Origin of the sequence: Burkholderia sp. AU27893, from assembly GCF_002223205.1 — a bacterium.
GTDB lineage: Bacteria > Pseudomonadota > Gammaproteobacteria > Burkholderiales > Burkholderiaceae > Burkholderia.
The window spans coordinates 922,896-944,312 of record NZ_NKFD01000002.1 but is presented as its reverse complement, the minus strand read 5'-3'; the positions used below and the strand labels follow the sequence as shown (position 1 = coordinate 944,312).

The window sequence follows — 21,417 nt, the reverse complement described above, 5'->3', positions numbered from 1 at the left end:
GGTCGCGTGTGCGACAGGCGGGCAGATTGATGCGGTGTGACGGGCCTGTTGCGATGCCAGCAGGGTTCGGCGAAAACACGGGATGGCGCGGACGCGTGCTTTCGTACAGGTCAAATTGACGAGGCAATCAAGCGATTCGTATAGTGTGGCTATACGCATGGGCCATGCTGTCGGCATCGCGACTCGAATCTGGGAGATCCATGATCAAGTCGTGGCAGCACAAGGGGCTGGAAGCGTTTTTCACGAACGGGAACAAGGCGGGCATCCGGCCCGACCATGCGCCAAGGTTACGGCGCCAGCTTGCACGTCTCGACGTCGCGAGCCGGCCGCTCGACATGAACGTGCCGGGCTGGCGGTTTCACAGCCTTGCCCGTGGACTGGACGGCCATTTCGCGGTGAGCGTGAGCAGCAACTGGCGTCTGACGTTCAGTTTCGAGGGCGCCGACGCCGTCCTGGTCGATTACCAGGACTACCACTGAGGTGATTCAAGCGATGACTCGCATCTTCAATCCGCCGCACCCAGGCGAAGCGCTGCGCGACGACGTGTTGCCGGCATTCGGCCTGACCGTCACCGAGGCCGCGGCGCAACTCGGCGTCACGCGTGCGGCGTTGTCGCGCATTCTGCATGGTCATGCGGGGATTTCGCCGGAAATGGCGTTGCGCATCGAGGCGTGGCTTGGCGAGGAAAACGGCGGTCGCGCGGATCTGTGGCTCGCCCAGCAATCCGCTTACGACTTGTGGCAGGCGCGCGCGAAAGGCGTGCCCAAGGTGGCGAGAGCGCGGGCACGCAGGTGACCGCGCTCTCGTGAGCGTGGCTCAGTACAGGCTCGGCTCGCCGTTCGGGCGCGTCTTGAAGCGCTTGTGAACCCAATAGTATTGCTCGGGCAGCAGCGGGATCTGCTCCTCGAGGAATGCGTTCATCCGCCGCGCGTCGAGATCGTCGTCGCCGGTCGGGTAGTGATCCCACGGCTTGAATACCTTCAGACGATAGCCCTTGTAGTTCGGCAGCACCTCGCCGATGAACGGCACGACCTGCGCGCGGCCCGTCTTCGCGAGCCGGCCGACCGCCGTCAGCGTGCAGGCGGGCACGCCGAAGAACGGCACGAACGTCGAATTGCGCAGCCCGTAGTCCATGTCGGCGCCGAGCATCACCGGCTTGCGGTCGCGCAGCCAGCGCAGCACGACGCGCGCGCTGTCCGCGCGGCCGACCATCTCGGCGTCGAAACGCCCGCGCGCCTTCTTCGCCTCTTCCTCGAGCACCGCGTTCGAGAACGGCTGGTAGAGCGACCCGCAGCGGCGATGCAGCGAACGGTTCAGCCAGATCGAGCCGGCCTCGATGCCGACGAAATGCAGGCCGAGGAACAGCGTCGGCGGCAGGTCCGGATCGTCGAGGTCGACCGCGCTGTCGACCTGGATCAGCTTCGCGAGCTTTTTCTCCGAGCCGAACCACTGCACGCTGCGTTCGACGTAGCTGCGGATCGCATGGCGGAAATGCTGCCCGGCAATTTCCTCGCGGCGTTCGTCGCTCCAGTCAGGGAAGCAGAGTTTCAGATTGGTGTGTACGATGCGTTTTCGCCGGCTGGGGATCTTGTAGAGCAGCCAGCCGAGACCATCGCCGAACCGTGCGGTCAGGCCGTACGGCAACAGGGCGAGCAGTTTCAGCAAGCCAATGGCGAGGTGCGTGGCTAGACGACCTAGCATGCGAAACCTCCGTGGGACCGGCTGGCCGGCGCTTTGCGAACAGGGTGGTGAGACAGCGGAAGATGCAGCACGGGCGGCGCTCTGTGACAATTCAGGAAAGCCGCTATAATACGGGCTTCGCCGAGTTAACTGACAACTTGCGGGGCGAAGCCGGTTGGCGTCACACACGCTGCCCGGTCCTGGTAATCCGCTAAAGCGTCGCCGCTTCAGGCCCAACGAAGCTGGCTACGTGAAACCAACCGTAACCACACAGGAGCCTGAAAAAGTGGCAAACGATTATTTCTTCACGTCCGAATCCGTCTCTGAAGGCCATCCGGACAAAGTCGCGGACCAGATCTCGGACGCGATCCTCGATGCCATCCTCGAGCAGGACAAGTATTCCCGCGTTGCGGCGGAAACGCTGTGCAACACGGGTCTCGTCGTTCTGGCCGGTGAAATCACCACGACGGCCAACATCGACTACATCCAGATCGCGCGCGACACGATCAAGCGCATCGGCTACGACAACACCGACTACGGCATCGACTACAAGGGTTGCGCGGTGCTCGTCGCGTACGACAAGCAGTCGCCGGACATCGCCCAGGGCGTCGATCGCGCACACGACGACAACCTCGACCAGGGCGCGGGCGACCAGGGTCTGATGTTCGGTTACGCGTGCGACGAAACGCCGGAACTGATGCCGCTGCCGATCTACCTGTCGCACCGCCTCGTCGAGCGCCAGGCCAGCCTGCGCCGCGACGGCCGCCTGCAATGGCTGCGCCCGGACGCGAAGTCGCAGGTGACGGTTCGCTACGTCGACGGCAAGCCCGATTCGATCGACACCGTCGTGCTGTCGACGCAGCACGCACCGGACATCGAGCTGCCGGCGCTGCGCGAAGCCGTGATCGAGGAAATCATCAAGCCGACGCTGCCGGCCGACCTGATCAAGGGCGACATCAAGTTCCTGGTGAACCCGACCGGCCGGTTCGTGATCGGTGGCCCGCAGGGCGACTGCGGCCTGACCGGCCGCAAGATCATCGTCGACACCTACGGCGGTGCCGCACCGCACGGCGGCGGCGCGTTCTCGGGCAAGGATCCGTCGAAGGTCGACCGTTCGGCTGCATACGCAGGCCGCTACGTCGCGAAGAACATCGTCGCTGCCGGCCTCGCGTCGCGCGCGCTGATCCAGGTGTCGTACGCGATCGGCGTGGCCGAGCCGACCTCGGTGATGGTCAACACGTTCGGCACGGGCCGCGTGTCGGATGCGGTGATCACGAAGCTCGTGCGCGAGCATTTCGACCTGCGTCCGAAGGGCATCATCAAGATGCTCGACCTGCTGCGCCCGATCTACGAGAAGACCGCTGCTTACGGCCACTTCGGCCGCGAAGAGCCGGAGTTCTCGTGGGAAGCGACCGACAAGGCGCTCGCCCTGGCCGAAGCGGCCGGCGTCGAGCCGACGGCACGCGTCGCGTAAGCGTCGTTCGCCTCAAATGAAAAACCCCGGCAAAGCCGGGGTTTTTTTATGCGTTCCGATCGCCGCGGCAAGTGGGTAACGGCGCGGGCAGCGGGGCGACGGCGATCGTCGCGCGGTGCCCGCCGGCGTACGCTCAGCGCGCGCCGAACCCGAACCAGCCGTTGCTGGCCGCGAGGCGGCGCGGGCGGTTGACGCGGCGCTGCGGGCCGAGCGTGCGGCGCAGCGCGAGCGCGCGCAGCGACGACGGCTTCTGCAGCAGCGAGCGCAGGCCGGCACGGCGCGAGAACGCCTGCGTGCTCATCATCGAGAAAAATGCGTGGAACCACGCACGGATACCGTCCAGCCGGCTATGTGCGGGCGTACGCTCGGCCAGCGCCTGCGTGCGTGCGCGGTGATGGCGCAGCGAGCGGGCAGGAGCGGGCGGCACAACGCGCTTTGCAGCGCGGCTGAGACGGGAAGTCAGACGGAATGGCATGTGAACGATGCTTCGCTTGTATGGATGGCGCCCTTGGGAGCGCACTGGTATGAACGGCCTCGGAGTGCGCAACGGATCTTACCGAAACTCGTTGCGCGCCGCGCCCGCCAGAATTGACAGGCCGCGACAGGCTACAGGGGATTCATGACGGGCAAAAGTCGCGATAAACCCTTGTGCCACAACGCGTGTGCCGCATACCGCCTGTCGCTGAGGCTAGCGCCGCGCCGCACAGTTCCCTTGAGCCGGATCAAATTCGCGATTGGCATGCCCCTGCGTACGACAATGGTGCTGTTCGCGGCATCCGGCGCCGATTTACAATCGTCACATTCACACAATAAACGTCTGGCATCCCATGTCGTCTCCATTGCAGTCGGAATCGATCCGCGCGCAAGTCGCGGAATTGCGCGAGCGCGGCTTCGTCGTCGCGCGTGGCCTCGTCAGCGACGAGCAGTGCGCGGCGCTCAGGCAGGTTGCGGAGCGCCAGTTGCGGGAGGCGGCCGAGCCGATCGAGTTCGAGGCGGACCTGCGCTATCCGGGCGCGCCCGAGTCCAAGCATGCGCCGGGTGGGCATACGGTGCGGCGGCTGCTCGACGCGTACTCGCGTGATCCGGCCTTCGCGGAGCGCGCGATCGCCCCCGAAATCGGCGCGTGGATGCGCGAGTATTTCGGCGAAGAGCCGGTGCTGTCGCGCGCGCATCACAACTGCATGATGACCAAGCATCCCGCGTACGGCAGCCTGACCGGCTGGCATCGCGATTTCCGCTACTGGTCGTTCGAGCGTCCGGACATGGTGTCGGTGTGGCTCGCGCTCGGCCCGGAAACGAACGAGAACGGCGCATTGTGGCTCGTACCGGGGTCGCATACGGCCGAATTCGGGCCCGAAGCGTTCGACGATGCGAAGTTCTTCCGCAGCGACCTGCCGGAGAACCGGAAGATGATCGATGCGGCGACGTGCCCGTCGCTGCACACGGGCGACGTGGTGTTCTTCCACTGCAACACGCTGCATTCGGCCGGGCAGAACCGTTCCGACCAGGTGAAGTTCTCGCTCGTGTACACGTATCACGGCGCGAGCAACCGGCCGGTGCCCGGTACGCGCTCGGCATCGAAATCGGAAGTGCCGTTCTAGGCGCGCAGCGGGCGGCCTTCAAGGCCGCGGCGATGGCGCGATGCCGCGTATCGCGGGTGCATGGAACAACGGGCGGCCTGGCCGCCCGTTTCGTTTGGCGCGGCCCGAACGTATGACGCGGGCCGTGCGTGCATCGCGCGGCTGGCGCTCAGCGCTTGCCGCCCGGCATCGCGAGGCCGATCAGGCCGATGAACGATGCGACGGCGCCGCCCACGATCAGCAGGATCGTCTTCGTCGCGGGCGAACCGGTGAAGAAGCGCGACACGTTGTCGTTGATCGAATGGAACGACTGGCCGCCGAAATACAGCAGCACGACGCCGCCGACGAGCAGCGCAACCGAGATGACCCGGGACATACCAACCTCGCTGAAACGGTGATTCGAGACGCCGCAGTGTAGGCGACGGCCGCGGCCGCGTCCATCGTCGCGCCGTCGAGCGCGTTCCGGCCGCTTTCGCTACCATAGTCGTCGTATGACTCCTTCGCCGCCGCCGCGCCGCACGCGCGGCCGGCGCGCGTCCCTTCTCCCGATGTCCTGACGGAACCGACTCATGGCCTACGAAGCAGCTTCCGAACGTTATGCAGACATGCAATACCGCACCTGCGGCAAATCCGGGCTCAAACTGCCCGCGCTGTCGCTCGGCCTGTGGCACAACTTCGGCGACACGACGCCGATCTCGACGCAGCGCGACATCCTGCGCACCGCGTTCGACCTCGGCATCAACCACTTCGACCTCGCGAACAACTACGGGCCGCCGTACGGCAGCGCGGAGACCAACTTCGGCCGGCTGCTGAAGGAAGATTTCCGGCCGTATCGCGACGAGCTGCTGATTTCGACCAAGGCCGGCTGGGACATGTGGCCGGGGCCGTACGGCAGCGGCGGCGGGTCGCGCAAGTACGTGCTCGCGAGCCTCGATCAGAGCCTGCAGCGGATGGGGCTCGACTACGTCGACATCTTCTACTCGCACCGCTTCGACGCGCACACGCCGCTCGAGGAAACGGCGGGCGCGCTCGCGTCGGCCGTGCAGCAGGGCAAGGCGCTCTACATCGGCATTTCGTCGTACTCGGCGGCGAAGACGCGCGAGATGGCCGAGCTGCTCGCGCAGTACAAGGTGCCGCTGCTGATCCACCAGCCGTCGTACAACCTGCTGAACCGCTGGGTCGAAACCGAACTGCTCGGCACGCTCGACGAGATCGGCACGGGCAGCATTGCGTTCACGCCGCTCGCACAGGGGCTGCTCACGTCGAAGTACCTGAATGGCGTGCCGGCCGACGCGCGCGTGAACAAGCCGGGCGGCGGCTCGCTGAAGCAGGATCACCTGAGCGAGGACAACCTCGACCATGTGCGCAAGCTCAACGCGATCGCCGAACGGCGCGGGCAGAGCCTCGCGCAGATGGCGCTCGCCTGGGTGTTGCGCAACGGCCGCGTGACGTCCGCGCTGATCGGCGCGAGCCGCGCGGAGCAGGTGCGTGAAAACGTCGGTGCGCTGAAGAACCTCGACTTCTCGGCGGAAGAGCTCGCGGAGATCGATCGTTACGCGACGGAAGGCGGCATCAATCTGTGGGAAAAGCCGTCCACCGATCAGGCGATCTGACCGGCAGTCGATACGGCATGCGAAACATCGCGTGCCGTATCAATGGCTTGCGCAGCACGTCGCATCGCTGCAGTGCAGCGATGCACGTCACGCACGGGTGGTGCGCCGCTAGATCAGCGCAGGCAGGCCTTCGACGAGCAATACCGCGACGCCGACGCCGAGGATGACGCCCAGCACGCGCAGCAGGTTGTGGCGGAATTCGGTTGCGCACGGCACCGCGCCGAGAAATAGCGCTCCGGCCAGCGCCATCGGGATCAACAGGATGAAGTCGCCGATCGTGAAGTAGGTCGTCATGCGTGTCTCCAAGGTCGACCGGAGCGGGCGCGTGCGCGCTGGCTCCGGCCCCATGCCGGGTGTTTCTAGTCTTGGTCCGGCCCGATTGCGAGCGGGGCGGTCAATTCGAGTATAGGCAACCGGCAGCGCTTTTCGCTATCCGAACCATTAAAAATCAGCGGAAAGCCCCGCGAATCGCGCATATTTCCCGCAAGTTCGACGAACGCCTTGCGCGTATCTTTCTCGCGCCTTTCGATTGTTGCGGATTCTTCGTATGTTCCGGTGCGTGCCGCCGCATTCGCGAGCGCGGCGGCACGCCCGCTCATGCGCGGTCGGGCTGCACGCGGGCGGCCGGCGCGCGGAACACGAGCGCGAGCCCCGCGATGATCGCGCCCATGCCGGCGAGCGCGAGCGGCTCGGGCCGGTTGCCGAGCCACGCGGCATCCATCAGCGTGGTGACGACGGGCACGAGATAGAACAGGCTCGTCACGTTGACGAGATCGCCGCGCTGCATCAACCGGTAGAACAGCAGCTGCGCGATCACCGAAATCACGATACCGAGCCACAGCAGCGGGATCACGAAGGCCCAGCTCACGTCGAACGACACCGGCCGGAACGGCACGATCGCCACGCACAGCACGAGGCCGATCGCATTCTGCAGCGGCAGCACGTCGGCGGGCGCCGCACGTACGCGTTTTTGCAGCAGCGAGCCGGCGGTCAGCGCGACGAGCGCGGTGAGCGCGCACGCGATGCCTGCGAGTGACAGGCTGCCGTCTCCGGTGCCGCGGAACACGACGAGCGCGAGGCCGGCCAGCGACAGCGCGAGCCCCGCGATGCGCACGGGTTGCCAGCGCCGCTCGACGATCGCGAGCGTGAGGATCGGCTGCACGCCGAGGATCGTCGCGAGCACGCCCGGCGCGATCCCGCGTTCAAGCGCGAGCAGGTAGAAGATCGAATAGCCGCCCATCATCAGCAAGCCGGTCAGCGCGGCCATGCGCCGCTCGCCGCGCGGCGGCAGCCAGCGCTTGCGCAGGAACGCCAGCCCGAGCAGCACGAGCGATGCCAGTGCGAATCGTGCGGTGAGAAAGACGAACGCGGACGCGTGACGCAGCCCGAGTTCAGCGAAGATCGCGCCGCTGCTCCACAGCAGCACGAAGAGCGACGTCGCGCCATGCGCGGCGAGCGCGCGTTTGAACGAAACCATGTGAATCCACCTGTCGAACGGATCGGAATGTTCCATCCGCGCGCGCAGCAGCACGCCGTGCGTCACGACGCACGAATGCGAGCCCGCGGGCGAATGGAAGACGAAACGAAAAGCCGGCTGGTCAGCCGGCGCGTGCCGCCGGAGGGGGCGGCGCGGCGCCGACGAGCGGCGGTGCGACAGGAGGAGGAAGGACCGACGGATGCGCGCACGCCTGCGGCCGCGAGTCGAACTGCGGCCGGGATTTTGCGAGGGCGGACGTGAACGGGTGCATCGTGTCGGAATGCGCTTGAACGCGAATGAGCATCAAAGGTAACGCAACGACGGCATCGGATGCAACACATGTCGGTGACGCATCGCATGGCGAAGGTCGGCGGGCGATGCGTGAGCAGCCGTTGCCGTGCGGGCTGCGTTCGAGGCAGGGGGAAGGTGATGACGGCGTCGCGTGATTCGGCAACCTCAGTCACGCGAAATTGCCGGGTGACCCGACACCGGATTCACGGCGCACGCGGGGCGTCGGTCACGTACGCGCCGCGGTGATGCCGGGGATTCGGCGGGCAGTCACATTCGACAGGGTATGATGGGGGTAACCGGGCGGGCAAGCGTCTACCCCGGCGCAGTGGTTGATTGGAGACATTCGACGAATTCGCGGCACTTCGCCTGCTTCTTCTTCTTTTCGTGCTTCGATAAACCGTGAACAATGGGATCACGCGCAACGCTCCGACGAGAGCGCGCGGATCGTGCATTTGCCGGCCCCCAGCGGGCCGGGTTTCAAGATTCAAGAGTGGGGAACCATCATGCATGTCGGGTCGATTGTCTGCACTACCCATATCGCGGTGCCGAAGGGCGCGCGCGGCATCGTCCAACGCGTCCTGGGCGACATGGCCATGGTGACCTGGTACGCGGGCGTACCGGGCGAGTCCAAGGAACTCAACACCGAGCCGTTCTTTCTCGAGGACCTGATCGATACCGGCGAATCGGTACTGCCGGCCGGCGCAGCGCTTCACTAACGGGCGCTCGTCTTTCAGTCCGGCTGACGGCACAATGCGGGGCATGAAAGACGTCACTTCCGCTCCCGCTTCTCCCGCCGGCCCGCCGTTTGCCGGACTCACGCCCGAGTGCGTGCTCGACGCGCTCGACAGCGTGCTGATACCGGCCGGCCTGCGCACCGACGGGCGCCTGCTCGCGCTCAACAGCTACGAAAACCGCGTCTATCAGGTCGGTATCGAAGACGGCCCGCCGGTCGTCGCGAAGTTCTACCGTCCGGCGCGCTGGTCGGACGAAGCGATCCTCGAAGAGCATGCGTTCGTCGCCGAACTCGCCGCGCGCGAGATTCCGGCGGTGCCCGCGCGCACCTTCGACGGCCGCACGCTGCACGCGTTCGACGGCTTCCGCTTCTCGATCTTCGAGCGGCGCGGCGGCCGCGCGCCCGATCTCGATCGCAGCGACACGCTCGAATGGCTCGGCCGCTTCATCGGCCGGATCCATGCGGTCGGCGCGACGCAGCCGTATGTCGCGCGCCCCGTGCTCGACATCACGACGTTCGGCTATGAGCCGCGCGACTACCTGCTCGCACACGATTTCATTCCGGACGACGTGCGGCCCGCTTACGAGACGGCCGTGAACCTCGCGCTCGAAGGCGTCGAGGCCGCGTTCGAGCGGGCGGGCGAGATCCGCCTGCTGCGCACGCACGGCGACTGTCATCCGAGCAACGTGCTGTGGACCGATGCCGGCCCGCACTTCGTCGACTTCGACGACAGCCGGATGGCGCCCGCGATCCAGGATCTGTGGCTGCTGCTGCCGGGCGATCGCGAAGGCGCGTCGCGTGCGCTGGCGGACCTGCTGGCCGGCTATGAGGACTTCTGCGAATTCGAGCCGCGCGAGCTGCATCTCGTCGAAGCGCTGCGTACGCTGCGGCTGATCCACTACGCCGCATGGCTCGCGCGGCGCTGGGACGATCCCGCGTTTCCGGCCGCGTTCCCGTGGTTCAACACGCATCGTTACTGGGAAGCGCGCGTGCTCGAGTTGCGCGAGCAGATCGGCGCGATGCAGGAAGGGCCGCTCTGGCCCGTGTGACGGCGCGCGCGGCACCCTCGCCGCGCGGCAGGCCTGCGCGGGCCGCGGCGCGATGCGCGCGGCCCGTTTTCCGTTTCGCCTAGAACTTCAGCATCAGCTTGATCAGTGCGGCGAAGCGCTTGCCGTACGGCGGCGCGAGCAGGTTGCGCGCGTTCAGGCGCGCCTGCGTGAGCACCGGCTTCATCTTCGAGAACGTCACGAAGCCGTCGTAGCCGTGATAGGCGCCCATGCCGCTCGCCCCGACCCCACCGAACGGCAAACTGCCGCACGCGATGTGCATCAGCGTTTCGTTGACCGTGACGCCGCCCGAGATCGTTTCGCGCATCACGCGGTCGATCGTGCCGCCGTCCTCGTCGAACAGGTAGAGCGCGAGCGGACGCGGGCGTGCATTCACGTAGGCAATCGCTTCGTCGAGCCGTTCGTACGGCACGAGCGGCAGCAGCGGCCCGAAGATTTCCTCCTGCATCAGTTGCGACGCGGCCGGCACCTGCGTGACCGCGCACGGCACGAAGCGGCGCGAGGCGGGATCGGATTGCGCGTCGGACAGTGGATGCAGTTGCGCGCCGGCCGCCTGCGCGTCGCTCGCGAGCTGCTGCAGCCGCGCGTAGTGGCGCGGCGACACGATCGTCGTGTAGTCGCCGTTGGCGGACAGGTCGGGATACATCTTCGCGAACCGGGCGCGCGCGCGCTCGATGAACGCGGCTTCCATCCCGCGCGGCAGCAGCACGTAGTCGGGCGCGATGCAGGTCTGGCCCGCGTTCAGCGTCTTGCCCGCGACGATCGCGTCGACGGCCGCATCGAAGCGCGCGTTCGGGCCGACGATCGCCGGCGACTTGCCGCCGAGTTCGAGCGTGACGGGCGTGAGGTTGTCGGCGGCCGCGCGCATCACGTGGCGGCCGACGTGCGTCGAGCCGGTGAACAGCAGGTGATCGAACGGCAGCCCGCTGAACGCGGCGCCGACTTCCGCATCGCCGTTCACGACCGCGACGTGGTCGCGCGTGAAGGTCTTCGCAATGAGCTGCTCGAACAGCGCCGACGTGCGCGGCGTCAATTCGGACATCTTGATGATCGCGCGGTTGCCGGCCGCGAGCGCGCAGATCAGCGGGCCGGCCGCGAGCAGCACCGGGTAGTTCCACGGCGCGATGATGCCGACCACGCCGAGCGGCTGCGGAATCACCTTCGCGCGCGCCGGGCGCAGCCACTTGTTCATCGGCTTGCGGATCGGTTTCATCCAGCGCTTGCCGTGCTTGAGCGCGTCGTCGATCTCTTCCTTCGCCATCCAGATTTCCGACAGCAGCACCTCCTGCTTCGCGCGATGACCGAAATCGGCGCTGATCGCTTCGGCGAGGGCATCCGCATGGTCGATCAGCATCGTGCGCAGCGCGCGCAGGTGCTGCACGCGCGTTTCCCATGCCGGATACGGCGCGCGCAGGTAGGCTGCGCGCTGGTCGCGCAGCAGCGCCGTCAGCGCATCCACCGACGGCAGGGCTTGCGGGGCCAGTTCGGGCAGGTCGTTCTTCATGTCGTCTCCTCCAGTTGGGCCAGGCGGGTCGGCCGGCCGTCACGCCGCATGCGCACGCTCGGCGAGCGCGGCGACGCGGATCGGGGTGGTGCGGGTCGCGCGGCGCGGGGCCGGATGCGACGTGTGCTCGAAAACCGGTTGAAGCGTGCAGCGGGCGTCGCATCCGCGCGACGGTGTGTGCATCCGGAACCTGCTTTGTGGCGCATGCGTGTGCGGCGCGATGTGACTGCCGACAGGCACGCGTCGCGGCGCCGTGAGCGTCTGCCGGCGCACCGAAGCGGGGCAGCACGACAGGTCAGTCAAATCGTGCCGCCGCGCATCGTGCCGCTGCGGCCAGCAACCATCCAAACGGTCGGCGACGACGCATGCCGTTCGATTTCGATCGACCGCGCGCATGACGCCGAGCCTCGCCGCGCGAGCTGCCGTTTGAAATGAAATGCGGGCTGCGCGCATCGCATCCGGGCCACCCGGTCGACACGCGGCCTGCAGAACCTGGCGCTGCATCGTCGTCACTCCCGTTTCGCGACGGATCGGCGTCTCGTGGCCGGCGCGTCGCGCCAAGCGAATCGATACATCTTAAATTTAGTTCACGCGAGCGTTTAGAGGAATCGCTCTTGAATACGCGTGCCGCGCGCGCGACGGCCATTCCTACAATGCCCGAACATTACAAGAGGGGACGCGGTCGCCTGGCGGCCTTCCATGACACGACGGAGACGTGACATGCAATACGACTACATCATCGTCGGCGGCGGTTCGGGCGGCTCGAGCCTGGCAGGCCGTCTCGCCGATGCCTGCCCCGATGCGACGATCGCGCTGATCGAGGCCGGCTCGCATACGGAGCGCAACCCGCTCGTCAACATGCCCGTCGGCATCGCGGCGCTGGTGCCGTTCAAGCTCGGCACGAACTACGGCTACGAGACGGTGCCGCAGCCGGGCCTCGGCGGGCGGCGCGGCTACCAGCCGCGCGGGCGCGGGATGGGCGGCTCGAGCGCGATCAACGCGATGATCTACACGCGCGGCCATCCGGGCGACTACGACGAATGGGCGCAGCTCGGCGCGACCGGCTGGGGCTGGCAGGACGTGCTGCCGTATTTTCGCCGCGCGGAGGGCAACCAACGCGGCGCCGATGCGTGGCACGGCGCGGACGGCCCGCTCACGGTGTCGGACCTGCGCTTTCGCAATCCGTTCTCCGAACGATTCATCCAGGCCGCGCACGCGGCCGGCTATCCGCTGAACGACGACTTCAACGGCGCGACGCAGGAAGGCGTCGGCTTCTACCAGGTCACGCACCGCGACGGCTCGCGCTGCAGCGTCGCCCGCGCGTATATCTACGGCCGCAACCGGCCGAACCTGCATGTGATCACCGATGCGACGGTGCTGCGCGTCACGTTCGACGGCAAGCGTGCGGCCGGCGTCGCGGTCGCACGCAACGGGCGCGTCGAGACGCTCGACGCGCGCGCGGAAGTGATCCTGTCGGCCGGCGCGTTCAATTCGCCGCAACTGCTGATGTGCTCGGGGATCGGCCCGGCGGAGCAGTTGCGCCGGCACGGGATCGCGGTCGTGCAGGATGCGCCGGACGTCGGCACGAACCTGATCGACCATATCGATTTCATCATCAATACGCGCGTGAATTCATCGGAACTGGTCGGCGTGTGCCTGCGCGGGATCGCGAAGATGACACCCGCGCTCGCGCGCTATTTCTCGAGCCGCACCGGGATGATGACGAGCAACGTCGCGGAGGCCGGCGGCTTCATCAAGAGCGACCCGTCGCTCGAGCGTCCCGACCTGCAGCTGCATTTCTGCACGGCGCTCGTGGACGACCACAACCGCAAGATGCACTGGGGTTTCGGCTATTCGCTGCACGTGTGTGCGCTGCGGCCGTTCAGCCGCGGCACGGTGGCGCTCGCGAGCGGCGATGCGCGCGACGCACCACTGATCGATCCGCGCTTCTTCAGCGATACGCGCGATCTCGACCTGCTCGTGCGCGGCACGCAGGCGATGCGCAAGATCCTGTCGCAGGCACCGCTCGCGTCGCAGGGCGGGCGCGAGCTGTACACGCGGGCCGACCAGAGCGAAGCGGAACTGCGCAAGACGATCGTCGAGCATGCCGACACGATCTATCACCCGGTCGGGACCTGCCGGATGGGCTCGGATGCGCGCGCGGTCGTCGATCCGCAACTGCGCGTGCGCGGCGTCGACGGGTTGCGCGTGGTGGATGCATCGGTGATGCCGACGCTGGTCGGCGGGAATACGAATGCGCCGTCGGTGATGATCGGCGAACGCGCGGCGGATTTCATCGTCGCCACGCGCAAGGGCGCGGTGCCGCGCGGCGAGGCGGCCGCGGCGGTGCACGGCCGCTGAGCGGCGCGCGCACGGCGGCGGCCATGCTCAGGCAAACGTATCGACGAGGCCGGCGCGGCTCACGCTCGCGGCGGCCGGTGCGGATTGCGCAGCGCCGACCGGTGCCTCGCCGGCTGACGATCCGCCGCTCCCGCGCCGCGACGACTGGCCGCCGGCGAAGGATTGTTGCGGGTTCTGCTGCTGCGAGGCGAAGCCGCCGTCGCTGACGGTCGCGCTGCCGAGCCCGAGCCCGCCCGCTTCCATCGCTTCGCGCAGCTTCGGCAGCGCGGCTTCGACCGCTTCGCGCACCTGCGCGTGCTGCGACACGAACAACGCGTGCGCGTTGTTGTCGGCGACGCGCAGTACGACCTGCAGCGGCCCGAGATCGGCCGGATTGAGCGTCAGTTCGGCGCTCTGCTGGTGTGCATTCGACAGGAACACGACCTTCTGGCTCAGCGCGTCCGTCCAGTCCGGCGTGCTGATGTGCGGCGCGAGCACGTGCGCGTTCGCGGCGGCGATCGCCCCTGCGGCCGGCGACAGCTGCAGGTTTGCCTGGGCCGCGGCCGCAGCCGTGGCGCCGGCCGCGAGTGTCGCGCTGGCGGCCGGGTCCGCTGCGTCGCTGGCTGCCGCGAGCGCGTGCTGCTCGCCCGACTGCGCGTTCGCGTTGGCCTGCAGCGCCTGCGCGGTGGCTTGCGCCGGCGTTTGCTGGGTGGCGAGCGCGCCCTTCGCGTCGGCGAGCGTGCGGTCGAAGGTCGGCACCTTCGGTGTCAGCGGCGCGGTGGCGCCGGTCGATGCGGTCGCGGCGGGTGCGGCGGGTGCGGACGCCGTCGTACCGGCTGCGGGCATCGCGATCGCGCCCGCGCCGCCCGTCAGCTTGGCGAGGGCCTCCTGCAGCACGTCGCGGCTCGTCGCCGGTGCGGCCTGGGTGGCCGCGGTAACGTCCTTGGCCGCGTGATCCGTCAGCGTGGCCGTGGCATCGGGTTGGCCGGACACGGCCGTCTTTTGCGCAGCGGCCGCGGCGGCAGCCGCGTCGGCCGGCATCGCGTTGTCCGTGCGCGCCTGCAGTTGCGCCTGCACGGCCGCAGCCGCCGCGAGCGCGGCGGCGTCGGGGTTCGTGGCGGCGTTCGTGGTCGTATCGTCGGTCGTGTCGTCGTCTGCGGCGGCGGACGGCTTCGTGCCGGCGGCCGGCTTCGACGAAGCTTGTTGCGTCGACGCGTCCGGGACGCCGGCATTCGACGCATCGCGACGCGTGGCGACGCTTTGCTTCAGCGTCTGCGCGAACGGCACGGCGGTCGTCGCGGTCGCGGCATCGTTGCCGGCGGCGCTGGACGCACCCGCGCCGCGGGCGGCCTTGAGTGCGGTGCCGGCGGTGTCGAGCAGCGCGCCGAGCAGGGGCAGGGGAGGCATGTCGGTTCTCTCGTTCGAATGCGGTGGTCGGTTACGACGAACGGGCCGCGTCGGCCCGCATGCGCAGGATCTTCGCGGCGTGTTCGTCGGCGTCGCGCTGTTCGCGCCGGGCGTCCCGCTTCGCTTCCTGCGCGACGCCGCGCGCCTGCAGGATTTCGAACGAGCCGACGGTGCGTTTCTTGTTTTGCCAGTTCGGGCGGGCTTCGTCGATACGGACTTCGGCCGCGGCCAGCACGTTGCGCTGCTGCGCGATCGCGGCGTCGAGCGTATCGATGAACGCCTGGAAATTGCGCCAGTTGCCGGCCGGCATCCCGTGCTGCGCGGATTGCGAGAAGCGCGCGTGGTATTCGTCGCGATAGCGCAGCAGCGCGTCGAGCTGCTCGGCGGCCGCGGTGCGGTCGCGCTGCGCGGTGCCGAGCTGCTTCGTCGCGGAGTCGAGATCTTCCTGCGCGCGGTCGAGCAGCAACTGAAGGGGAAAGCCGTGTGCCATCGGGATCAGCCTCCGTAAGCGTCGAACAGTGCATCGAGCCCGGCAAGGCTCGACGCGAACGGCGCGCACTCGCGAAAGCCCTGCTGCAGGAACGCCTCGATGCGCGGATAGAGCGCGATCGCGCGGTCGAGCTGCGCGTCGCGGCCGGGCGCGTACGCGCCGACGGCGATCAGGTCGCGATTGCGCTGGTAGCGCGACAGCATCTGCTTGAACTGCCGGACATGGTCGAGGTGCGTTTCGTCGATCAGCGCGGTCATCGCGCGGCTGATCGACGCCTCGATGTCGATCGCCGGATAGTGGCCGGCCTCGGCGAGCGCGCGTGACAGCACGACGTGACCGTCGAGGATCGCGCGCGCCGAATCGGCGATCGGGTCCTGCTGGTCGTCGCCTTCGGTCAGCACCGTGTAGAACGCGGTGATCGAGCCGCCGCCCTCCGGCCCGTTGCCGGTGCGCTCGACGAGCGCGGGCAGCTTCGCGAACACCGACGGCGGGTAGCCCTTCGTCGCGGGCGGCTCGCCGATCGCCAGCGCGATCTCGCGCTGCGCCATCGCATAGCGCGTGAGCGAATCCATCAGCAGCAGCACGTGCTTGCCCTGGTCGCGGAAATACTCGGCGAGCGACGTCGCGTAGGCCGCGCCCTGCATCCGCAGCAACGGCGACACGTCGGCCGGCGCCGCGACGACGACCGAGCGCGCGAGCCCGTCCTCGCCGAGGATCTGTTCGATGAATTCCTTCACTTCGCGGCCGCGTTCGCCGATCAGCCCGATCACGATCACTTCCGCGCTCGTGTAGCGCGCCATCGTGCCGAGCAGCACCGACTTGCCGACACCGGAGCCCGCGAACAGGCCCATCCGCTGCCCGCGGCCGACGGTGAGCAGCGCGTTGATCGCGCGCACGCCGACGTCGAGCACGTGGTGGATCGGTTCGCGCTCGAGCGGGTTGATCGACGGCGCTGACAGCGGCGCGTCGACCTTCGACGCGAGCGGGCCGAGGCCGTCGAGCGGGCGGCCCGACGCGTCGACGACGCGCCCGAGCATTTCCCAGCCGACCGGCAGCCGCTTCGCGCCCGCGAGCGGATCGGCGACGGGCGCGCTTTCGCGCGGCCACACGCGTGCGCCGGGCAGCACGCCCGCGACGTCGGTGGTCGACATCAGGAACAGGCGATCGCCGGCGAAGCCGACGACTTCCGCTTCCGCGTGCGGCAGCGTGCTGCCGGGCGGCAGTTCGATCGTGCATTCGGCGCCGACCGACAGGCGCAGCCCGATCGCTTCCAGCACGAGGCCGGCCGCGCGCGTCAGGCGCCCGCAGGGCCGCAGCGGCAGCGCGCGCTGGCTGCGCGCGGCGAGCCCGTTCAAATGGGTGCGCCAGTGCGCGAGATGCGGGTTGTGCGGGGCGCGCGGCGCGGCGTCGGACGTATCGGCCGCTGCAGCGGCGGCGTGCGGGGTGGTGGGGGCGGTGTCCAGCGCGGCGTTGTGCGCGTCCGGGCCGAACGACGCGAGCGCGAGTTCGCGCTCCAGCGGCGTCATGCCGTCGTGCGCGAGCGCCTCGGGCGGCCGCGTCACCACGTGCTCACCTTGCCGATCGCGGCGGCGACGCGCTGCCAGCGCGTGGGCAGCGTCGCGTCGACCTCACCGGTCGCGGCGTGCGCACGGCAGCCGCCGCGCTCGATCGACGCGTCGGTGCGCACGTTCCAGCCGAGCGCATCGAGATCGTCCTGCAGATAGGCTTCGACGACGGGCAGGTCGGCCGGATTCACCGCGAGATGCGGCGCACCGGACAGCGCGGGCTCGGCCGCGAGCACGTCGCGCACGGCGGCCACCAGCGCGGCCGGATCGTGCTTCACGTGCTGGCGCACGACCTGCTGCGCGATGTCGAGCGCGAGCTGCGCGATGTCGGCGGCCAGATCGTGCTCGACGGTCGACACGGCCTCGCGGAACGACGCGGCGAGCGCCGCGAGTTGCGCGGCCTGTTCACGCGCGTCGGCCTGGCCGGCCTCGAAACCCTGTTCGCGGCCCTGCTCGAAACCGGCCTGGTAGCCGAGCGCCTGGCCTTCGACGTGGCCGGCCGCATGGCCTTCGGCGTGCGCGGCGTCGCGCACGCGCTGCAGTTCCTCGGCGAGCGCGGCGGCGGCCGCTGCCGCGTCGTCGGGCGGCGGCGGGGGCGGCGGCGGGTCGAACGACGCCATCTCCCACCGCTGGTAGGCGGTGAGGGTGCCCGCGCGATCGCTCGCCGAATCAGACATACGCGTCTTCCGCCTTGCCGCCGATCGCGATCGCGCCGCTCTCGGCCAGGTTGCGCACGATCTGCAGGATGCGGCGCTGCTGCGTCTCGACGTCGGACACGCGCACCGGGCCGCGCGCGTCGAGATCCTCGGCGAGCAGTTCGGCCGCGCGCTGCGACATGTTCGCGAGGAACTTCTGGCGCAGTGCCGGCGGCGCGCCCTTCAGCGCGATGATCAGCGTTTCCGACTCGACTTCCTTGAGCACCATCTGGATCGCGCGATCTTCGAGGTCGAGCAGGTTCTCGAACACGAACATCTGGTCGATGATCTTCTGCGCGAGTTCGGCGTCGTACTGGCGCACGCTCTCGAGCACGCCTTCCTCATGCACGCTCGTCATGAAGTTCAGGATCTCGGCCGCGGTGCGGATGCCGCCCATCGGGCTGCGCTTCAGGTTGTCGCTGCCGGACAGCAGGCCCGTCAGCACGTCGTCGAGCTCGCGCAGCGCGGCCGGCTGGATGCCGTCGAGCGTCGCGATCCGCAGGATCACGTCGTTACGCAGCCGCTCGGTGAAGCACGACGCGATTTCCGACGCCTGGTCGCGGTCGAGGTGCACGAGGATCGTCGCGATGATCTGCGGATGCTCGTTCTTGATCAGTTCCGCCACCGCGGCCGAATCCATCCACTTCAGGCCCTCGATGCCGCTCGTGTCGCTGCCCTGCAGGATGCGGTCGATCAGCACGCCGGCCTTGTCCTCGCCGAGCGCCTTGGTCAGCACCGAGCGGATGTAGTCGCTCGAATCGAGCGACAGCGCGGTGTGCTGCTCCGCTTCCTTCGCGAAATCGTGCAGCACGTCCTCGACCTGCTCGCGCGTGACGTTCTTCAGCGCGGCCATCGCGGCGCCGATCTTCTGGACCTCGCGCGGCGCGAGGAACTTGAATACCTGCGCGGCCTCTTCCTCGCCGATCGACATCAGCAGGAGCGCGCTCTTGGTCAAGCCTTCAGCGTTCATCGGACACCCAGTTCTTCACGACGGTGGCGACGATCTTGGGATCCTGGCGGGCGATCGTGCGCGCGTAGTCGAGGTTGCGTTCGTAACGGTTCTTCTCGCTCTCGAACCCGAGCAGCAGCGAATCGGGTTCCTCGGCCTTCTCCGGCGCCGGCAGGCCGTCGAGCGCGACCGGATCCTCAGGTGCCGCGAGCGCCGGCGCGACCGGCTCGGGCGGCGGGAACGCGCGGCGCATCGCCGGGCGCACGAACATGAAGTAGAGCGCCGCGGCGGCGGCTGCGATGCCGAGCCACTTCGCCGCTTCCTTCGCCATCTCGATCATGTCCGGCTGGCGCCACCACGGCAGGTCGGCGTACGGGTCGCTCGCGGTCGAGAACGCGCTGTTCACGACGTTCACCGAGTCGCCGCGCTTCGCGTCGTAGCCCATCGCATCCTTCACGAGCTGTTCGACCTGCGCGAGCTTCGCGGGCGGCAGCGGCTGCATCGTCACGTGGCCCTTTGCATCGGCGACCGGCTGGTAGTTGACGACGACCGCGACCGACAGCCGCTTCACGCTGCCCATCGGCTGTTCGAGGTGGCGGATCGTCTTGTCGAGCTCGTAGTTGGTCGTCTGGTCCTTGCGGTCGCTCACCGGCGTCGTCTGCGGCGCGTTCGCGCCGTTGCCGGCGACGATCGGCGCGGACGCCGGCTGCGGCGGCGTGTTCGACAGCGCGCCCGGCACGCCCGATGCGCCACCCTGCGCGAGTTCGGTCGAGCTGCTGGTCTGCTGGCTGCGGATCGCGGATTGCTGCGGATTGCCGTTCGGGCCGTAGCTTTCCGACGTCTGCTCGAGCTTCGAGAAATCGAGGTCCGCGCTGACCTGCGAGCGCGCGTTGCCCGCGCCGAAGATCGGCGCGAGGATCGCGTCGATGCGCTTCTGCGTGTTGTGCTCGACCTGCTGCACGTACTTGAGCTGGCTCGCGTCGAGGCCCGATGCCGACGCGGTCTGGGTCAGCAGGTTGCCGTCCTGGTCGACGATCGTCACGTTCTTCGCGGGCATGTCGGGCACGCCGGACGACACCATCCGCGTGATGGCCTGGACCTGGCCCTCGTCGAGCACGCGGCCCGGGTAGAGGTCGACGAATACCGACGCGCTCGGCGCTTCCTTGTCGCGCACGAACACCGACGGCTTCGGGATCGCGAGATGCACGCGTGCGCCACGCACGGCGTTGATCGATTCGATGGTGCGCTGCAGCTCGCCTTCGAGCGCGCGCTGGTAGTTGATCTGCTCGGCGAACTGGCTGATGCCGAATTTCTGGTTGTCCATCAGCTCGAAGCCGACCGAGCCGCCCTTCGGCAGCCCCATCGCGGCGAGCTTCAGGCGCGTTTCATGCACCTGGTTCGACGGCACGAGGATCGCGCCGCCGGCATCGGCGAACTTGTAGGGAACGTTTGCCTGCTGGAGCGCGGCAATGATCGCGCCGCCGTCGCGATCCGACAGGTTGCTGTACAGCACGCGGTAGTCGGGCGCGCGGCTCCACAGCACGAGCGCGGTGATGACGGCGACCGCGAATGCGACGGCGATCAGGAACGGCAGCTTCGGGTTGCCCTTCATCCGCGAGATGCCGGGGATGCGTTCCGCGAAGCCGCCAAGCCCGAAGTCCGCGCCTGTGCCACCCACGCCCGGCAACGCGGCGGCCGCGGCGGCGCCTGGCGCCGGGCTGGCGAGGCCCGCGCGGGCGTCTGGGTTGATCAGCGAGTTGGCCTGCGAATCCATGCGTCGAGTTTCTCCGGAGCGGGACGACTGAGCTCGCTCGGACGAGCGGGCGGACAATGACACGATGCGATTATCGTGACCCGGGCGGCACTCCGATCGACCGAAAAGAGCGGGGTTTCCCCCGTACTTTCGCGGCTTTGACGCGCGGCGCGCTGCTATCCTTTTTCGGAATCCGGCATGGCGCGCGTGGTGCGGCGCCGGCGGATCTCCCGGTGCGTCCGGGTCTCTCTCTCAGTTTTGGGGACAGCATGACTGCGAACGTCAGCGGAATCGGTTCGGTGTTGCAACAGATGCAGTCGATGGCCGCACAGGCGTCGGGCGGCGTCGCGAGCCCGACGGCGGCACTGGCCGGCTCGGGCGCGGCGACGGCCAGCACGTTCGCCAGCGCGATGAAGGCGTCGCTCGACAAGATCAGCGGCGACCAGCAGCACGCGCTCGGCGAGGCGCAGGCGTTCGAGGTCGGCGCGCCGAACGTGTCGCTGAACGACGTGATGGTCGACATGCAGAAAGCCAACATCGGCTTCCAGTTCGGGCTCCAGGTCCGCAACAAGCTAGTGAGCGCTTACAACGACATCATGCAGATGGCGGTTTGACAAGGCGGCTATTCGGGGAAAGCGATCCGTGGACGGCCATCCGGCCGGGTCCGCGGGCCGGCCTTGCTGCGCCAGGCGGCCCGCGCCGCTTGCCTAAAGCTTTCCAAATCCCTTCCGATAACTCCGGTGAAGGCCGCGTCGTGCGATGCACGGCGGCGGTTCCCGTATAGCCAAGGCACAACAAG

At 68.2% G+C, this 21,417-nt stretch carries 23 protein-coding genes; 9 read left to right on the top strand and 14 right to left on the bottom strand.

The window, feature by feature from the left end; genetic code table 11:
• Nucleotides 1-200 precede the first annotated feature (200 nt).
• Entirely contained in the window at nt 201-479 is a 279-nt protein-coding gene (locus CFB47_RS17580; protein WP_089461770.1) for a type II toxin-antitoxin system RelE/ParE family toxin, read from the top strand.
• A gap of 13 nt (nt 480-492) precedes the next feature.
• A complete protein-coding gene (locus CFB47_RS17575; protein WP_089461769.1) occupies nt 493-795 on the top strand; it encodes a HigA family addiction module antitoxin in 303 nt (100 codons plus the stop codon).
• Between the two features lie 21 nt (nt 796-816).
• Here CFB47_RS17575 and lpxL read toward each other — a convergent pair whose 3' ends face one another.
• Complete coding sequence (gene lpxL / locus CFB47_RS17570; protein WP_089426564.1) at nt 817-1,701, bottom strand: lauroyl acyltransferase LpxL; 885 nt, start codon at nt 1,699-1,701, stop codon at nt 817-819.
• A 265-nt stretch (nt 1,702-1,966) separates the two neighbouring features.
• Here lpxL and metK point away from each other — a divergent pair, with 265 nt between their 5' ends.
• Entirely contained in the window at nt 1,967-3,154 is a 1,188-nt protein-coding gene (gene metK / locus CFB47_RS17565; RefSeq protein ID WP_039353866.1) for a methionine adenosyltransferase, read from the top strand.
• Between the two features lie 133 nt (nt 3,155-3,287).
• Here metK and CFB47_RS17560 read toward each other — a convergent pair whose 3' ends face one another.
• Nucleotides 3,288-3,629: a hypothetical protein gene (locus tag CFB47_RS17560; protein ID WP_089426563.1), complete on the bottom strand. Its 342-nt coding sequence runs from the start codon at nt 3,627-3,629 to the stop codon at nt 3,288-3,290.
• A gap of 352 nt (nt 3,630-3,981) precedes the next feature.
• On the opposite strand from CFB47_RS17560, the gene CFB47_RS17555 reads away from it, so the two are divergent.
• Nucleotides 3,982-4,755 carry a phytanoyl-CoA dioxygenase family protein gene (locus tag CFB47_RS17555; RefSeq protein WP_089461768.1) on the top strand — a complete coding sequence of 258 codons (774 nt, stop codon included), beginning with the start codon at nt 3,982-3,984 and terminating at the stop codon, nt 4,753-4,755.
• Nucleotides 4,756-4,903: 148 nt separating this feature from the next.
• Here CFB47_RS17555 and CFB47_RS17550 read toward each other — a convergent pair whose 3' ends face one another.
• On the bottom strand, nt 4,904-5,110 hold the full coding sequence (locus CFB47_RS17550) for a DUF3185 family protein (protein WP_011353528.1): 207 nt from the start codon (nt 5,108-5,110) through the stop codon (nt 4,904-4,906).
• A 193-nt stretch (nt 5,111-5,303) separates the two neighbouring features.
• On the opposite strand from CFB47_RS17550, the gene mgrA reads away from it, so the two are divergent.
• Nucleotides 5,304-6,347, top strand: a complete 1,044-nt coding sequence (gene mgrA / locus CFB47_RS17545) for an L-glyceraldehyde 3-phosphate reductase (RefSeq protein ID WP_089457099.1) — start codon at nt 5,304-5,306, stop codon at nt 6,345-6,347.
• Nucleotides 6,348-6,455: 108 nt separating this feature from the next.
• Here mgrA and CFB47_RS17540 read toward each other — a convergent pair whose 3' ends face one another.
• The 3 genes from CFB47_RS17540 to CFB47_RS17530 all read right to left on the bottom strand — a co-directional run bounded on the left by CFB47_RS17540 (nt 6,456) and on the right by CFB47_RS17530 (nt 7,824).
• The gene (locus tag CFB47_RS17540; protein ID WP_011353526.1) at nt 6,456-6,641 is read right to left on the bottom strand and encodes a hypothetical protein; all 186 of its coding nucleotides are present in this window, start codon (nt 6,639-6,641) and stop codon (nt 6,456-6,458) included.
• Nucleotides 6,642-6,706: 65 nt separating this feature from the next.
• The gene (locus CFB47_RS17535) at nt 6,707-6,946 is read right to left on the bottom strand and encodes a hypothetical protein (RefSeq protein WP_089441248.1); all 240 of its coding nucleotides are present in this window, start codon (nt 6,944-6,946) and stop codon (nt 6,707-6,709) included.
• Entirely contained in the window at nt 6,943-7,824 is an 882-nt protein-coding gene (locus CFB47_RS17530) for a DMT family transporter (protein WP_089461842.1), read from the bottom strand. Before CFB47_RS17530 ends, CFB47_RS17535 begins: the two co-directional genes overlap by 4 nt.
• Before the next feature lie 794 nt (nt 7,825-8,618).
• On the opposite strand from CFB47_RS17530, the gene CFB47_RS17520 reads away from it, so the two are divergent.
• The gene (locus CFB47_RS17520) at nt 8,619-8,831 is read left to right on the top strand and encodes a hypothetical protein (RefSeq protein WP_011353523.1); all 213 of its coding nucleotides are present in this window, start codon (nt 8,619-8,621) and stop codon (nt 8,829-8,831) included.
• 43 nt (nt 8,832-8,874) lie between these two features.
• On the top strand, nt 8,875-9,897 hold the full coding sequence (locus CFB47_RS17515) for a serine/threonine protein kinase (protein WP_373453143.1): 1,023 nt from the start codon (nt 8,875-8,877) through the stop codon (nt 9,895-9,897).
• A 79-nt stretch (nt 9,898-9,976) separates the two neighbouring features.
• Here CFB47_RS17515 and CFB47_RS17510 read toward each other — a convergent pair whose 3' ends face one another.
• Both CFB47_RS17510 and CFB47_RS41215 read right to left on the bottom strand, forming a co-directional pair.
• Nucleotides 9,977-11,419, bottom strand: a complete 1,443-nt coding sequence (locus tag CFB47_RS17510) for a coniferyl aldehyde dehydrogenase (RefSeq protein ID WP_089461767.1) — start codon at nt 11,417-11,419, stop codon at nt 9,977-9,979.
• Nucleotides 11,420-11,458: 39 nt separating this feature from the next.
• Nucleotides 11,459-11,932, bottom strand: a complete 474-nt coding sequence (locus CFB47_RS41215; RefSeq protein WP_179258956.1) for a hypothetical protein — start codon at nt 11,930-11,932, stop codon at nt 11,459-11,461.
• Between the two features lie 207 nt (nt 11,933-12,139).
• On the opposite strand from CFB47_RS41215, the gene CFB47_RS17500 reads away from it, so the two are divergent.
• On the top strand, nt 12,140-13,780 hold the full coding sequence (locus tag CFB47_RS17500; RefSeq protein WP_089461766.1) for a GMC family oxidoreductase: 1,641 nt from the start codon (nt 12,140-12,142) through the stop codon (nt 13,778-13,780).
• 27 nt (nt 13,781-13,807) lie between these two features.
• Here CFB47_RS17500 and CFB47_RS17495 read toward each other — a convergent pair whose 3' ends face one another.
• The 6 genes from CFB47_RS17495 to fliF are packed head-to-tail and all read right to left on the bottom strand — an operon-like array spanning nt 13,808 to nt 20,639.
• Complete coding sequence (locus CFB47_RS17495) at nt 13,808-15,166, bottom strand: flagellar hook-length control protein FliK (RefSeq protein ID WP_089461765.1); 1,359 nt, start codon at nt 15,164-15,166, stop codon at nt 13,808-13,810.
• A gap of 31 nt (nt 15,167-15,197) precedes the next feature.
• Nucleotides 15,198-15,656: a flagellar export protein FliJ gene (fliJ, locus tag CFB47_RS17490; RefSeq protein ID WP_089461764.1), complete on the bottom strand. Its 459-nt coding sequence runs from the start codon at nt 15,654-15,656 to the stop codon at nt 15,198-15,200.
• A gap of 5 nt (nt 15,657-15,661) precedes the next feature.
• Complete coding sequence (gene fliI / locus CFB47_RS17485; protein ID WP_373453146.1) at nt 15,662-17,182, bottom strand: flagellar protein export ATPase FliI; 1,521 nt, start codon at nt 17,180-17,182, stop codon at nt 15,662-15,664.
• Between the two features lie 32 nt (nt 17,183-17,214).
• Nucleotides 17,215-17,898 (bottom strand): flagellar assembly protein FliH, encoded by a 684-nt coding sequence (gene fliH, locus CFB47_RS17480; RefSeq protein ID WP_089441241.1) that lies wholly within the window; start codon nt 17,896-17,898, stop codon nt 17,215-17,217.
• A complete protein-coding gene (gene fliG, locus CFB47_RS17475) occupies nt 17,891-18,886 on the bottom strand; it encodes a flagellar motor switch protein FliG (protein ID WP_089441240.1) in 996 nt (331 codons plus the stop codon). The genes fliH and fliG overlap by 8 nt, the downstream gene beginning before the upstream one ends.
• Nucleotides 18,876-20,639, bottom strand: coding sequence for a flagellar basal-body MS-ring/collar protein FliF (gene fliF, locus CFB47_RS17470; RefSeq protein ID WP_089457093.1), 1,764 nt, complete (start codon nt 20,637-20,639; stop codon nt 18,876-18,878). Before fliF ends, fliG begins: the two co-directional genes overlap by 11 nt.
• Before the next feature lie 248 nt (nt 20,640-20,887).
• Here fliF and fliE point away from each other — a divergent pair, with 248 nt between their 5' ends.
• Nucleotides 20,888-21,232, top strand: a complete 345-nt coding sequence (gene fliE / locus CFB47_RS17460) for a flagellar hook-basal body complex protein FliE (protein WP_046544213.1) — start codon at nt 20,888-20,890, stop codon at nt 21,230-21,232.
• The last annotated feature ends 185 nt before the right edge of the window (nt 21,233-21,417 follow it).

What these genes read in the sequence shown, in the direction of transcription:
- CFB47_RS17515 (WP_373453143.1), top strand. Translation starts at nt 8,875, where the DNA reads ATGAAAGACGTCACTTCCGCTCCCGCTTCTCCCGCCGGCCCGCCGTTT.
- CFB47_RS17540 (WP_011353526.1), bottom strand. Translation starts at nt 6,641, where the DNA reads ATGACGACCTACTTCACGATCGGCGACTTCATCCTGTTGATCCCGATG.
- CFB47_RS17580 (WP_089461770.1), top strand. Translation starts at nt 201, where the DNA reads ATGATCAAGTCGTGGCAGCACAAGGGGCTGGAAGCGTTTTTCACGAAC.
- fliH (WP_089441241.1), bottom strand. Translation starts at nt 17,898, where the DNA reads ATGTCTGATTCGGCGAGCGATCGCGCGGGCACCCTCACCGCCTACCAG.
- fliF (WP_089457093.1), bottom strand. Translation starts at nt 20,639, where the DNA reads ATGGATTCGCAGGCCAACTCGCTGATCAACCCAGACGCCCGCGCGGGC.
- mgrA (WP_089457099.1), top strand. Translation starts at nt 5,304, where the DNA reads ATGGCCTACGAAGCAGCTTCCGAACGTTATGCAGACATGCAATACCGC.
- CFB47_RS17575 (WP_089461769.1), top strand. Translation starts at nt 493, where the DNA reads ATGACTCGCATCTTCAATCCGCCGCACCCAGGCGAAGCGCTGCGCGAC.
- CFB47_RS17535 (WP_089441248.1), bottom strand. Translation starts at nt 6,946, where the DNA reads ATGAGCGGGCGTGCCGCCGCGCTCGCGAATGCGGCGGCACGCACCGGA.
- fliI (WP_373453146.1), bottom strand. Translation starts at nt 17,182, where the DNA reads ATGACGCCGCTGGAGCGCGAACTCGCGCTCGCGTCGTTCGGCCCGGAC.
- fliG (WP_089441240.1), bottom strand. Translation starts at nt 18,886, where the DNA reads ATGAACGCTGAAGGCTTGACCAAGAGCGCGCTCCTGCTGATGTCGATC.
- CFB47_RS17555 (WP_089461768.1), top strand. Translation starts at nt 3,982, where the DNA reads ATGTCGTCTCCATTGCAGTCGGAATCGATCCGCGCGCAAGTCGCGGAA.
- lpxL (WP_089426564.1), bottom strand. Translation starts at nt 1,701, where the DNA reads ATGCTAGGTCGTCTAGCCACGCACCTCGCCATTGGCTTGCTGAAACTG.
- CFB47_RS17495 (WP_089461765.1), bottom strand. Translation starts at nt 15,166, where the DNA reads ATGCCTCCCCTGCCCCTGCTCGGCGCGCTGCTCGACACCGCCGGCACC.
- CFB47_RS17500 (WP_089461766.1), top strand. Translation starts at nt 12,140, where the DNA reads ATGCAATACGACTACATCATCGTCGGCGGCGGTTCGGGCGGCTCGAGC.
- fliE (WP_046544213.1), top strand. Translation starts at nt 20,888, where the DNA reads ATGACTGCGAACGTCAGCGGAATCGGTTCGGTGTTGCAACAGATGCAG.
- CFB47_RS17520 (WP_011353523.1), top strand. Translation starts at nt 8,619, where the DNA reads ATGCATGTCGGGTCGATTGTCTGCACTACCCATATCGCGGTGCCGAAG.
- CFB47_RS17510 (WP_089461767.1), bottom strand. Translation starts at nt 11,419, where the DNA reads ATGAAGAACGACCTGCCCGAACTGGCCCCGCAAGCCCTGCCGTCGGTG.
- CFB47_RS17560 (WP_089426563.1), bottom strand. Translation starts at nt 3,629, where the DNA reads ATGCCATTCCGTCTGACTTCCCGTCTCAGCCGCGCTGCAAAGCGCGTT.
- CFB47_RS17530 (WP_089461842.1), bottom strand. Translation starts at nt 7,824, where the DNA reads ATGGTTTCGTTCAAACGCGCGCTCGCCGCGCATGGCGCGACGTCGCTC.
- fliJ (WP_089461764.1), bottom strand. Translation starts at nt 15,656, where the DNA reads ATGGCACACGGCTTTCCCCTTCAGTTGCTGCTCGACCGCGCGCAGGAA.
- CFB47_RS17550 (WP_011353528.1), bottom strand. Translation starts at nt 5,110, where the DNA reads ATGTCCCGGGTCATCTCGGTTGCGCTGCTCGTCGGCGGCGTCGTGCTG.